The sequence below is a fragment of the Paenibacillus sp. FSL H7-0331 genome (assembly GCF_001956045.1).
In genome coordinates, this window is the sequence record NZ_MRTH01000051.1 from 33652 (window position 1) to 45593 (window position 11942).

Genomic DNA, 11942 nt, shown 5'->3' on the forward strand with positions numbered 1-11942 from the left:
GGCTGCTTATTTTTGAGTTCATAGAATTTACTAGAATACTATAATTATAATGGAAATCGATGCCGGTGCAAAGGATTCAATATGACATACTACCCCCAGAGAAGGTGGGTTCAACGCGAACAGTATGAAAAATAACACATTAAATATCACACACTGCTGCTTTACGGCCTAGTCTATTGGCACAGCGAGAGGGAGCGTGTCTATGTTTAAAAGGTTTGAACAACTGTTCGGCGTTGATTTGGGTACTTGTAATACATTAATTTATCAACAAGGCGTTGGTATTGTTTTGAGGGAGCCATCTGTGGTGGCCATTCATAAAGAGACAGGGCAGATCGAAGCCTTTGGCGAACAAGCCTATGCTATGATCGGGAGAACCCCTGCCAATTTGGAGGTTGTCTATCCGTTAAAGGACGGAGTTATTGCCAACTTTGACATGACCTCAGCGATGCTAAAACATTTTATAAGTAAAATACAAGGTAAATATAATTGGTTTCGTGGTTCTCAAATATACATATCTGTGCGGTGCGGGATTACTGAGGTGCAGAAACGGGCAGTGGAAGAGATGATCGTACATAAAGGAGGAAGGAAATCGGTAACGATCGAGGAACCGCTGGCTGCGGCTATTGGTGCGGGGCTCCCCGTAGCAGACCCTATCGGGAGCATGGTTGTTGATATTGGTGGCGGGACAAGTCAAGTGGCTCTGATCTCGCTGGGCGGGATTGTAGTCAGCCAATATGTGCGGATTGGAGGCATGTCCCTTGATCAGGACATGATTGAATACGTCAAAAGAAAATACAATTTGGTTATTGGTGAGCGAACTGCAGAGGAGATCAAGAAAAATTTGGCTTCAGCGGTAATACCCGAAGGCGACGTGCGGATGGATGTTAGAGGCAATGATATGATGGAAGGCTTGCCCAAAACGATTTCCATCTCCTCCAAAGAGATTTATGAGATTGTGGATCAATTCTCCATGTCGATTGTCGAAACGATCCGCCAGACGATGGAGCAATGTCCTCCTGAACTGGCAGGGGATTTGATGGAGCGAGGCATCCTGTTGTGTGGAGGGGGAGCCTTACTGCATGGACTGGATCGAAGGCTACAGCAAGAAACAGGAATTCCGGTTTATTTGGCTGAGAAACCGATGGAATGTATCGCTCACGGAGCCGGAGAGATGCTGAGCTATAAGCTTCTTGCATCAGGTCATCATAGTGCTGGAAGTTCCAAGCCATCGAAAATTACTGAAACGGATGCCGTGCTGGAGCAAGTTTCAGGCAAATAATCGGTAATTTCAATAATACTTGCACGTTGTTACAAGACCGTTCTTTGTGAGCGGTCTTTTTCTCATAAACCAGCTGGCATCAATTCAAGCTTAAATGGTTACAGTAATAAGGGACGACCCCCTATAGGTAAAGTACACTAATGAACAGAGGAGCAAGCTTACAATGACCAAGTCAAAAAGCAGAGATAAAAATTTGCAAAATGTAAATAAGGATTTACGTAAGTCGCCAGTGAATAGCCATCAGGCTCAGCAATTGCAGCAGGATACGAATGATCGCAGACATCAAGATGCCTTAAACCATGAAGACTAAATGGTGATCATAGCTGCCTTTCTTAGCCATGGCTAAGAAAGGTTTTTTCATGTTGACCAATCATTGGACTCCTGATATACAAATCTAGTCAATATTGGTAATATTGAAATTGCCAAATAGCAGTAAAAGTATTTTTATGTCAAATCTAATAGGAGTTATGATGCGGATATTTATATTAATGATCATGTTCGTTTCCATATTGTCAGGCTGTGATGCAGATAATTTACCTCCAGCTGCAAATACCGCTTCAGTAACCAAGCCTGAAATTGTATCAGCACCTATTCAATCTTCTGCGCAGCTTACGGCAGCTGCACCAAGCCAGCCATCAAGTCAACCATCCATCAGATCTACTTTGGATAAGTTTATAGCAAGAGGATATCAAGTAGAGGAGAAACATATTTTCACAAGAAATTTCGAAGGAATAGGAGAGCTGACGGTCACACCTGTCACCCAATTTGGTAACCTTACCGAGTTTCCGTTGTCATTAATCCTAACCGGGGGAAATAAAGAAATAGTTCTTACACCGATTAGAGCAGATGGCCATCCCATGTTCAGCTCTTTTGAAGCGATTTCTTTTAAAGATATCGATGATGGCAGCCCACAAGGTGGTTATGCAGATATAACCGTAATCGCTAATTTCATTACAGGTGCAGGCCAGGATGGCGCTAAACCCTTCTCTGATATATTTATTTTTAAAAATGATACAAAAGGCGGCTTCGTTGAAGAGACTTCATTGGAAGATAGCATAACCAGCTCGATACAAAGCAGAACCTACACGATGAAAACCGTATTTGATTTGGCCAAGTCTTTGAATAACAACAGCCATACAGAGGATAAGCAAGCCACTCACAGTCAGGTGATTAGTAATTTGTGCGACAAAGCTACATTGACGAATGCAGACATAGATCAGGTAATTCAGAAATATAACGACACCTATACTAAACAAGGGCTGGATTTATCTGAGTCAGGTGAGGATAACATGTATTTGGCAATGGGCAGTTGTTTTTATGAAGAGACGCTGCGGCTGACAGCTACCAATAAAGCATTGATAGTTCAAGTACAGACCATCAAAACACTCCTTTCCGAGATCAACAATGCTATAATCCGTTTCAATCTGCATTATAATGGCGGAGGCACTATGTACACGCACGGGGGCAATCGAAGTGAAGGTGCAAATCAATTTTACATCCATCAGTTTGTGAAAATGACTCTTAATGGCAGCAAGCCGGATGTGGATGGTTACAATAAACGTTTAGCCGAGATCAATCAGGGACTCACCAAGCTAAAAGCATTTAACAAGGTTGCAGGCACTGATGACTGGGAGTCGAACCGTGATAAAATCGATGTCGCCAAGAGGCTGAGTGGGATGAAATCAGAAGTTGAAACGATGACCAGTTCGATAGAAAAGCTGACTCGATCACTGCAGGCTCAAGACGCGGCGGCCGTGTATCTACTAGATCGATTAGTCAATAAAATTCAAAACATACTTGGCTAGTTGGATGGATTTAAAAGCTCGCTTTCGTATAAGTTATCCTCAAATTACGCATATTATCGAAGTTATCACAATCCCAATATCAAAGGAGACTTCGAGATGCAGCAGCAAACAAGTTCCAACAGCAATACCCAAGGCTCGCAGCAAATGAATCATGGGGGTCATGAGCTTTTTGATATGCACGAAGTGTTAGGATGTACCATCAATGTGTTGGATCAATTTATGATGTTCAGACAATTTGTTCAGGACCCGGAGCTTCTGGACATTCTGGATCGTCAATATAATTTCACGCTTTCCCAATACAACCTGACAGCAGAGTGCTTCACAACAGGACAAAAGCCAAGCCAGGAAACGTCCACCTATATGATTAAAAATGTAACGCAGCCGATCTATGGGCTCACACCATCCCAGCCGAAGAAACCGAATCAATCATTGGCTGATGTTAAGGATGCAGGCATTAGCGGGCACATGCTTGGTCTGATCAAAAGCCATGCTTCAACCTTGACGATGTGTGCCGCTGAGGTGACGAATCCGGTCGTACGGCGGGTATTGGCTTCGCAAGTGGAAAATTATATTGAAATGGGCTACGAAATTTTTATGTATCAAAATAAAAATGCCTATTACCAGGTACCGCAATTGGCAGCAGCTGATACCCAACAAATGCTTAATTCGTTTGTTCCGGCAACCGGAAAACCACAAATGCCGTCTAATGCAGTCACTACCATTCACTAATCATGACAATAATCCGGTGTGGGTTACTATAACCTGTGCCGGGTTTTCTTTGTCTTGGCTGGCCCTGAGATTAAGGATGTGGAGGGATTCTTTATGCAGACATCTCAGGGGAAGCTGCCCTGGTGGCAGCTAACTCTATTTGGCGTTGGATGCACCATCGGGACGGTTTTTTTTCTTGGTTCCAGTATCGCCATTCACAAAAGCGGTTTTTGGATTCTCTTCATTTTTATCCTTGCTGCCTTAGCGACTCTGTTTGTTTATGTGGCCTTGGCCCAAATGACGGTTCAGCACCCGCATAAAGGCTCTTTTCGAACCTATGCCCAACAAGCCTATGGCCGCTCGGCAGGCTTTAGTGTGGGTTGGATGTACTGGTTCTCAGAGATGCTGATTATGGGAAGCACGTTGACTGCACTCGGGATTTTTACGCAATTCTGGCTTCCAGCTATTCCTCTTTGTCTGCTCGCAGTCGGTTACACGGTACTTGCCCTTTTTGTTGTGATACGGGGCTCTAATGGGATTAATAAGGTAGAGAACCTGCTGGCTATTGTCAAAATTGCCGCAGTATTGATGTTCATTCTGGTGGCGGGATTTGCTTTTATAAAAGGTACGGGTGGCGTTATGCCCATTCATTCCAGCGCGGCGAAGTGGTTTGATTCAGGCTGGCTGGGAGCATGGAAAGGGCTGCTTTATGCGTTTTATGCCTTTGGCGGTATTGAGGTGATGGGATTTATGGCCGTGGATTTGCGTGAGCAGGCGGTCAGGTGAAATCATGGATCGCTATCCTTCTCATTGCCACAGCTGTAACAGGACCACTCTTGGAGAAAACAGGCAGGCCAGGCTTTTGGTCATGCCTAATTATAGTCTTCGTTATCAGACTGGTTACCTTATGGACGTAGCGGTATAGCGGGTATACAAGGACAAAAGAGCCGGCATAACAAGAAGTCGTAAATTTCCTCTATATCTTTTTCTTCAGTCTGATCTTTCCGACAATCAATAATAGTAGAGGCAATCCGATCATATTGACAGGAAGTACAAAGGGAACCCAGTAATGGTTCAAATAACTCGCGGTTGCCTCAGAAACATTTGTGGGAATAAAAGAAAATAATATCACAACGATGGCAGTATACCAGATCAAGTTCTTCCAATTTTTCACTTGTAAAAATTGGGCTGTTCCGTAACTGGTCACAAAAAAATATATAGACAATTTAATGAATACGCTGGCAACCCAGATGACCACGGCAAGGGCGTCCAGGTTTTCAATAAACCCGAAAATAGAGATTTTCTTTGTCATTTCAAAAAATGGATACCACATTTTGGAGGAAAGATTGACTCCTATTGTTAAAATGACCATGATCATCGAAATACATACAATAAAACTTGCAGCCGCAACAGCCCAAATCACGTACGGAGATCCCTTGCGGGGAGCAGCGAGAAACGGTGAAATCATAATGAATTCAACCGCATGGCCGAGGTAGGAAGCGATAGGAAGCGACCCCTTGACGATAGCAGCGACACCACTGTCCGTATAGAAGGGCAGCAGATGCTTCCAATGAATATTGCTGATGCTTGTTGTCAAAACAAGCAATACCATCAAAAGAATCAGAGGGCCCAATATTTCGCTGACGCGGCCGATTCCATCAATTCCTCCGGAATAAGTCACATAGATAACGATCAGGAGCATGGCCAATTCGATGTATATTCCCGGAGTTTGAGGAAGAAGCAGAATCTGGAGCAGATCGCTGAATTGGCGCAAAACAATAGGAATGATGGTATACCATTGGACAAGATAAACAATGATAACCAGCTTTCCGAGCCATTTTCCCATAATGGTTTGACTGAGCTGGATGAATGTATACTCCGGATGAAGAAGCACAAGCTTTGTTGTCACTACGGAAATTAGTAATGCTATGCAACCGGCAACAAGAACAGAGACCCATGCATCCTGCTTTGCATCCTGCAAACCGGGAGTGAACGTCATCAGCAGGGTCATGCCTAGATCCATGATGGTGATCATCCAGAATACTTGAATTCCGCTAACCTTCATTTTTATCATCCTTTTTGTAGGGTCAATTCTACTTTTTCAGGTGTGCAGGTGACTGTGTTCGGCCGACCCGTTGAATGCGGATGTCAACTTCTACAGTAACCGGAACATCAGGATAAATGTGTGTCCATTGCTCCTTATTTTGCTTCCAATAAGCGGGATGTCCGATATGAATTTCTTCCCCAAAACCGAAAACGTCTGACTTTAACTGCTTTTGTACATGATGCAGCGTATTTTTGATTTGTTTTTCTGTTTCACTGGACAGCTTGCTTTCAACGCGTTTCAAGTTTTCGGCCTTGCTCAAATCCAATCTCGTATCGTTTTGAGCCACTCTTACCTTTGCTTTGAAGCTCATCGTGACCTCGGGCATTCCATGATTCAGCTTTGTGCTTATATGCGCATTAGACTTCAATACATTAACGCCAACAGTACCCTTAAAGTCTTTCACTTCGGGCTCAACCTGCGTGGTTATTGTATTACTTTGGAGTTTTTCTCTCCACCAAACTAATATTTCCTTTTCCTTTGACGGTAAAAATCCGACTAATTTATTTTCCTGGTATACGGCCGCTTCACCAAGATCGAATGCTCCGTCTTCGATCCTTCCGGCGGACAGCTTAACGGCTCCGGTTACAGGGGATCTATCATAAGAAGATACAGCATCCAAAAAATCATCGATTTTGACAGACAGAGTGGAGTCGTTTATCAGCATTTTTTTAAGTGCGATGGCTGGTATGGCTTCCAGCAAGTACGGTGTTTGCAGAACTTTTTTTGCGGTTGTTCCATGAGCAGTCAGAATATAACTGTTATATCGGCTGTCGGGCCAGCGCAGCAACTGATCTAATCCCTGATCTATACCATGTCGGCCGTATGTTTCACCGATAATGATGACCGCCCTTTGACCCAAAAAGATTTGCCGTGACAAGCGCTGCTGCAATTTGCGCAAAATATCCGCCCCGTTGCTTCCTATCTCCGAGACGACCAAAATCGTTTTTTTTCCTGCCTGTCTGCCACCCGACGTGGCAGTAGGCACTTCTGTAGGAAGAGCGATTTGCAGAGTAGCCTCTAATTGTCCATTCTCCGCAAGGTCGAAACCGCCGGCAAGCACAAATGCAAGATCGTTAATCTCGGTTCGATCCCAGCAGCCTGTCAATAGGCTGAGACAAAGGAGGGGAGCTATCGTTGTCCACCATTTCAACCTGATCATTGTTTTTTCAGCTCCCGAATCGGGTGAATGCGATTTTGACGCTTGTGTAAGACCCACCAAGGGGCTCTGCCCAATATATCCCATAATCCGTTTGCCTGAAACGGAGCAAGCGGCGTCATATAATAAACGCCGAAGGAACGAAGATTCACAAGATGAATCAGCAGGGCAATCATGGAAACTCCTATACCGTACAAGCCGAAGATGCTTGCAGACACCATAAACGGAAATCGTAAAATACGAATCGCCTGACTCATATTGTTGCTCGGAATCAGAAAAGAGGCAATTCCCGTCAAAGATACGACAATGACAATGGGCGCCGATACGATTCCTGCCTGAACGGCAGCTTGTCCGATCACTAGCACGCCTACAATGCTGATGGTCTGGCCAACCTGTTTGGGTAGACGTATGCCCGCCTCGCGAATCGCCTCGAAAGCAATTTCCATCATCAAGATCTCTATTAACGTCGGAAATGGCACCGGTTCCCTGGCCGCCGCAATAGACAAAGTCAAGCTGGTGGGAATCATTTCGGAATGAAACGTTGCCACAGCAATAAACATGGACGGCAAGATTAAGGATATGAAGGCAAATAAGTACCGAAGCCATCGTAAAAATGTAGCTGTAATAAAGCTCTGATAATAATCCTCCACCGTTTGAAATGCATGCCAAAAAGTAACGGGAGCGATGAGGGCCATCGGAGTTCCATCCACAAGGATGGCGACCTTCCCTTCAAGCAGTGCAGCTGACACGCTGTCAGGCCGTTCGGTCATTTGGATCACTGGAAATAGCGAGTAAGGCGCGTCACGGATCATTTCTTCAATGTAGCCCGATTCCAGAACTGTATCCATATTGATTTGCGATATGCGTTTTCTCATTTCCACAATCACCTGGGGATCAGCCAAGTTCCCTATATATGCGATAATGACCTCCGTTTGCGAAACCTCCCCGACCAGCATCTGTTCCATCTTCAACTGAGGCGTTCGGATTTGCTGACGGATCAATGCCATATTCATGTCGATATTCTCAATAAACCCGATTTTCGGACCGCGAATCACGGTCTCCATACTGGGCTCTTGCAGCTCGCGATGCAATTTTTCTTTCATGCTTATGGACAGAGCCTGGTTCGATGATTCCACCAACAGAACCACTTGTCCCCTGATAATTTGCTGAATCGTATCTTTCTTATTACCAACGATTTTTGTCATCGCGATGGAAAGCAGCTCACTTTTCATCTGTTCAATGAGCTGTGTGGACGAATCCAATTCCATCGTCACATTTTTCGATAGCGTTTTCGATAATTCATCATCCAATTGCTTGGTATCCACCAATTCCTTGAAGAATACTAGCATACAAGGAATCGAATCAAACAGATGTATTTTTCTTATAATCAGATCGGAGCAATCTGAAAATAGTGCCCTTAACCAGGATTCATTGTCATCCAGATTACTTGAAAGCCCTGCTTCAACTTCAACTTCAGGTAGTTCAATTTCAACCTCAAGCTTCTTCTGTTTTGGTTTCTTTCTCCAAGGCAATATTTTTGGAAAAAGCATGTATTCACCCACCCGTCATTTCTTTTTATTTAATTTTTCCAATTGATGATTAAATCATCCCAAACTGGTTCATATTTAATAGCAACAAGAAAGAAGGAAGTTCGGAGATGAGCAGTGGAGTCATATGGAAGACGATTGTTTTTATATTTATTATTGGGTTATCCGGTCTTGTGCTTTACTTGTCCGTTTCAATTGAGTAACAAAGACAGGCAAGCCGGATATTTGCTTTCCGACCTGCCTGTCTTTGTTTAACCAAAATAGGTTTCAGCTAACTTCTCTGCCATACGTGTTGCCAAGGCCTGTGTTGTAAGTGTCGGATTAGGGCCTCCGATTCCGTTAGCATGTACACTGTTGTCGGTAATAGCCCTCTCCCCACCCATGGGTTATGAGGGAGTCCGGAATTTAACCACAGCCTCGGCGTTTCAATGCAGCCTGCTGCCATGACCACCGTTTTGGCTGTAAGTTCTCCGATCTCTCCCGTCCAGGTGTCCCGGAACTGTACGCCGGTTGCGCGAAGGCCTTCTTTCGGATGATGCTCCGTCAAAATTTTAATCGTAAATGAATTGGGACGAATCGAAACATTGCCGGTTTTGAGAGCCAAGGGAATATAACTGACAAGCGTGCTGCGCTTGGCGATTTTGTCTATGGAGGGGCCCGCTGTGCATCCATTGACGCAATGGCCCTTAAGGGTGCAGCCTTCCATATTATCCAATTGGTCCATCGAATAGTCAGGGTCCATCAGATGTTTATTGGGAGGAAGAATCGCGTTCGGATTCGGTCGATACCCAGGTGTTACAACATCAAGCGTCGGAATCAGCGACCACCCGGCCTTCTTGGCTCCGTAGTAAAAAAGTTCTTCCTTGGGTGTCGTAGGAGAAAATTGAACAGGCAATGTTGCTTCGGCTTTTTCATAATAGGGAATCAGCTCCCGATAACTGATGGGCCATATGTTATCAATAGCCGCAGGAAAAGCGCGCGGTGACTGCGCCCAATAATGCTGGGTTGTTCCACCGACCCCGGAAGCTTGCCAAACGGAGCCCTTCTGCCGCATGATCCGGTGCCAGGGCGCGCGACTACGGTTGGCAGGACCGAAACGAATGGTACCTGAAACGCTATCATTCATATTGTTCTCATACGAATTGTAGATTTTCTTATAGATTCCTACATCCAGATCAGCGTGACTGGAGCTCCACTCCGCACCGCGTTCGCTGTTAGGTTTCCCATTTGCTGTTTCCATACCACGGCCCCGCCTCCAGCACCAATACTTTAAGTCCAAGCTCTCCGAGTTCTTTGGCAGCGACAGCGCCACCGCCTCCAGCTCCGATTACGATCACATCGGCATCAAGCATTTGAAGACCCTCTTCCTTCATGAGACATCGTTAATAAAAAACCACGAAGTGCGCGGTAACCCTTGGATACGCCTGGATAACCTACCTGCTCCCAACCAATTGGAAAGTATTCCAGGCGACGTTACGTGGGTGTCTTCAATCGTGTCGAACCGTATGCGGACCATTCTGAATAAAAACCAAACAGGGTTGCCCGATTCAGATAATCGACTATGAATATAACAAGTCCACCATCGTTTCGATACGGAGGAGGCAGAATACTTAAATCGACATCAAGCTGCTCTAACATCGCCAGCACCCGAATACGGTCTCGGGGAGAGAGTGTGGCAAAAGGGTTTCCTCGACAGACTGCATACAAATGTGGATCCAGAACTTTGCCTGATGCTTTGTACTGAACTGCGCCGTCATTAAGCAGCATCGCAGTAGACGCTGCCAAAGGAATTTCCGTAAGGTAGAAACCGAGAAACAGTGAAAGACTGTGATCTAATTCCCAGATCATATACTCGTGAATGCCCAGTTCTACTGCACCCACATCTTGCACTGATCCTAATGAATCTATGCCATACGTAGTAGCCGGGACAACCGTTTCTACTAATGCTCTAAAGGTTGTCATTGTTTGTGAATTTGAGATTGCATGATGTCCATAGATTGGATGCATGTGGTTCCCCCTCTTTGCATGAACCGAGAGCTGATTCAATCCAATAATCTATATCTAAGTTAAATAAAAATTATGTGTGTGTTAATTGCCTTTCCTGATAGTTTGGCTGGTACTATCCCCTATTAGTAAAAGGACATTTGGAAGGCGAGGTTTCATCATGCAGTGTTAGGTAGGTTACTTTCACAGTATGGCTGCGGGGAGGGATTGTCATGCAAGTAAAAAAGAGGCTTTTCAGCCTCCTTCATTCACGCATATGCAATTTCTTTAAGCTGCGGCTTAATTGAAGTTAAATGAATTAATTCAGGTGTTTTGAAAAACTCGGCCAATCTCCGAAGCCGCATGTATATCGTGCGTAGTACTACGGAATCCATCTCGGTTATCATACTTTGGTTGGCTATGAAATCTTGTAAACTTACCTTAATGAGATATTCGCTGTCACGCAAATTTATAGAAAGCTGCCTGCTTGGACTGTATCCATTATTCACAACATATTTAGTTTGATTGACTGCACTTTGGTACAGATCCAAGCACCGCTTAGTTACGGTAACCTGTCTCTTGATTCCATGGCAATCTTTTAAAGTAAGCATCTGGTTTTCCACATCTAAGGAATCTTTCTTTAAGTATACTAATTCGTGGATACCGAAACCTTCCATAAGTAGGCGAATAATGATGGCGTCTTGGGGGTTAATGCACTGGGACTCAATGAAACGGATTTTATCAAGTGTTATAATAGTCGATCATCCCTTCGTAATTCTGTATATGGGTTTACTGGAATATTTTACAATATATCAAAATTTTTTTATACGATGTAAAAGAGGAGGTTTTGTCAATTCATGACTGAAGGCGATTATACTTTATGACAAAAGTTTATGTTTTCTTTCATTCTTGGCATGGCTTTGATCCGAACATTCACCTATGATTTAAAGGCAGGTAGGGCTTGAAAAAAGGATGCTATAATAGAAGCTATAGCTTTTCGTTACTTGGCGCAGAGGGGGTTGGAATCAGATTTTCGAAAAAACACTTGCCATGGAGGTAGTAAACATGATAGATTAGTCTTCTTGCTGTTGCGAAGGCATCAAGCAGGAGGAAAATAGATGGACGATTTAATCATACAAATAACTTGCAGATAACGAGAAAATAATACTTGCAATTGAAGATTAAACGTGGTAAATTAACATTCTTGCTGCTGAGAAGCTGAATAACAAATAGCAAGAAAGATGGATGATCTGATCATCCAAAATAAATAAAAAAAGTACTTGCAATTGAATGAATGAATGTGTTATATTGATCAGGTCGCTTTTGACGGAATGTCGAAAATGATCGAAAAGAATTG

10 protein-coding genes and 1 pseudogene are annotated in these 11942 nt (G+C 44.0%); 5 read left to right on the plus strand and 6 right to left on the minus strand.

Annotation, left to right across the window (positions count from 1 at the left end; genetic code table 11):
• The first annotated feature begins 202 nt into the window (after positions 1-202).
• The 5 genes from mreB (at position 203) to BK127_RS37495 (ending at position 4578) form a co-directional block, all read left to right on the plus strand.
• The gene (gene mreB, locus BK127_RS37480; protein ID WP_076237794.1) at positions 203-1279 is read left to right on the plus strand and encodes a rod shape-determining protein; all 1077 of its coding nucleotides are present in this window, start codon (positions 203-205) and stop codon (positions 1277-1279) included.
• Between the two features lie 163 nt (positions 1280-1442).
• Positions 1443-1589 (plus strand): hypothetical protein, encoded by a 147-nt coding sequence (locus BK127_RS44210; protein ID WP_179097742.1) that lies wholly within the window; start codon positions 1443-1445, stop codon positions 1587-1589.
• Between the two features lie 136 nt (positions 1590-1725).
• Positions 1726-3084 carry a hypothetical protein gene (locus BK127_RS37485; protein WP_179097743.1) on the plus strand — a complete coding sequence of 453 codons (1359 nt, stop codon included), beginning with the start codon at positions 1726-1728 and terminating at the stop codon, positions 3082-3084.
• 96 nt (positions 3085-3180) lie between these two features.
• Positions 3181-3813 carry a spore coat protein gene (locus BK127_RS37490; protein ID WP_076237796.1) on the plus strand — a complete coding sequence of 211 codons (633 nt, stop codon included), beginning with the start codon at positions 3181-3183 and terminating at the stop codon, positions 3811-3813.
• 93 nt (positions 3814-3906) lie between these two features.
• Positions 3907-4578 carry an amino acid permease gene (locus BK127_RS37495; protein ID WP_076237797.1) on the plus strand — a complete coding sequence of 224 codons (672 nt, stop codon included), beginning with the start codon at positions 3907-3909 and terminating at the stop codon, positions 4576-4578.
• Positions 4579-4768: 190 nt separating this feature from the next.
• Here BK127_RS37495 and BK127_RS37500 read toward each other — a convergent pair whose 3' ends face one another.
• From BK127_RS37500 to BK127_RS37525, 6 genes and pseudogenes are all read right to left on the minus strand, one after another.
• On the minus strand, positions 4769-5857 hold the full coding sequence (locus BK127_RS37500; protein WP_076237798.1) for a GerAB/ArcD/ProY family transporter: 1089 nt from the start codon (positions 5855-5857) through the stop codon (positions 4769-4771).
• Between the two features lie 28 nt (positions 5858-5885).
• A complete protein-coding gene (locus BK127_RS37505; protein WP_076237799.1) occupies positions 5886-7058 on the minus strand; it encodes a Ger(x)C family spore germination protein in 1173 nt (390 codons plus the stop codon).
• Entirely contained in the window at positions 7055-8605 is a 1551-nt protein-coding gene (locus tag BK127_RS37510; protein ID WP_076237800.1) for a spore germination protein, read from the minus strand. The genes BK127_RS37505 and BK127_RS37510 overlap by 4 nt, the downstream gene beginning before the upstream one ends.
• Positions 8606-8966: 361 nt before the next feature.
• A pseudogene (locus tag BK127_RS37515) lies at positions 8967-9954 on the minus strand (GMC family oxidoreductase N-terminal domain-containing protein); the annotation flags it as partial.
• Positions 9955-10075: 121 nt separating this feature from the next.
• The gene (locus tag BK127_RS37520) at positions 10076-10609 is read right to left on the minus strand and encodes a hypothetical protein (RefSeq protein WP_256711611.1); all 534 of its coding nucleotides are present in this window, start codon (positions 10607-10609) and stop codon (positions 10076-10078) included.
• A 245-nt stretch (positions 10610-10854) separates the two neighbouring features.
• Positions 10855-11340, minus strand: a complete 486-nt coding sequence (locus tag BK127_RS37525) for a phage lytic cycle repressor MrpR family protein (RefSeq protein ID WP_372237408.1) — start codon at positions 11338-11340, stop codon at positions 10855-10857.
• Positions 11341-11942: the final 602 nt, after the last annotated feature.

What these genes read in the sequence shown, in the direction of transcription:
- BK127_RS37500 (WP_076237798.1), bottom strand. Translation starts at nt 5,857, where the DNA reads ATGAAGGTTAGCGGAATTCAAGTATTCTGGATGATCACCATCATGGAT.
- BK127_RS37510 (WP_076237800.1), bottom strand. Translation starts at nt 8,605, where the DNA reads ATGCTTTTTCCAAAAATATTGCCTTGGAGAAAGAAACCAAAACAGAAG.
- BK127_RS37505 (WP_076237799.1), bottom strand. Translation starts at nt 7,058, where the DNA reads ATGATCAGGTTGAAATGGTGGACAACGATAGCTCCCCTCCTTTGTCTC.
- BK127_RS44210 (WP_179097742.1), top strand. Translation starts at nt 1,443, where the DNA reads ATGACCAAGTCAAAAAGCAGAGATAAAAATTTGCAAAATGTAAATAAG.
- BK127_RS37485 (WP_179097743.1), top strand. Translation starts at nt 1,726, where the DNA reads ATGTCAAATCTAATAGGAGTTATGATGCGGATATTTATATTAATGATC.
- mreB (WP_076237794.1), top strand. Translation starts at nt 203, where the DNA reads ATGTTTAAAAGGTTTGAACAACTGTTCGGCGTTGATTTGGGTACTTGT.
- BK127_RS37490 (WP_076237796.1), top strand. Translation starts at nt 3,181, where the DNA reads ATGCAGCAGCAAACAAGTTCCAACAGCAATACCCAAGGCTCGCAGCAA.
- BK127_RS37495 (WP_076237797.1), top strand. Translation starts at nt 3,907, where the DNA reads ATGCAGACATCTCAGGGGAAGCTGCCCTGGTGGCAGCTAACTCTATTT.
- BK127_RS37520 (WP_256711611.1), bottom strand. Translation starts at nt 10,609, where the DNA reads ATGCATCCAATCTATGGACATCATGCAATCTCAAATTCACAAACAATG.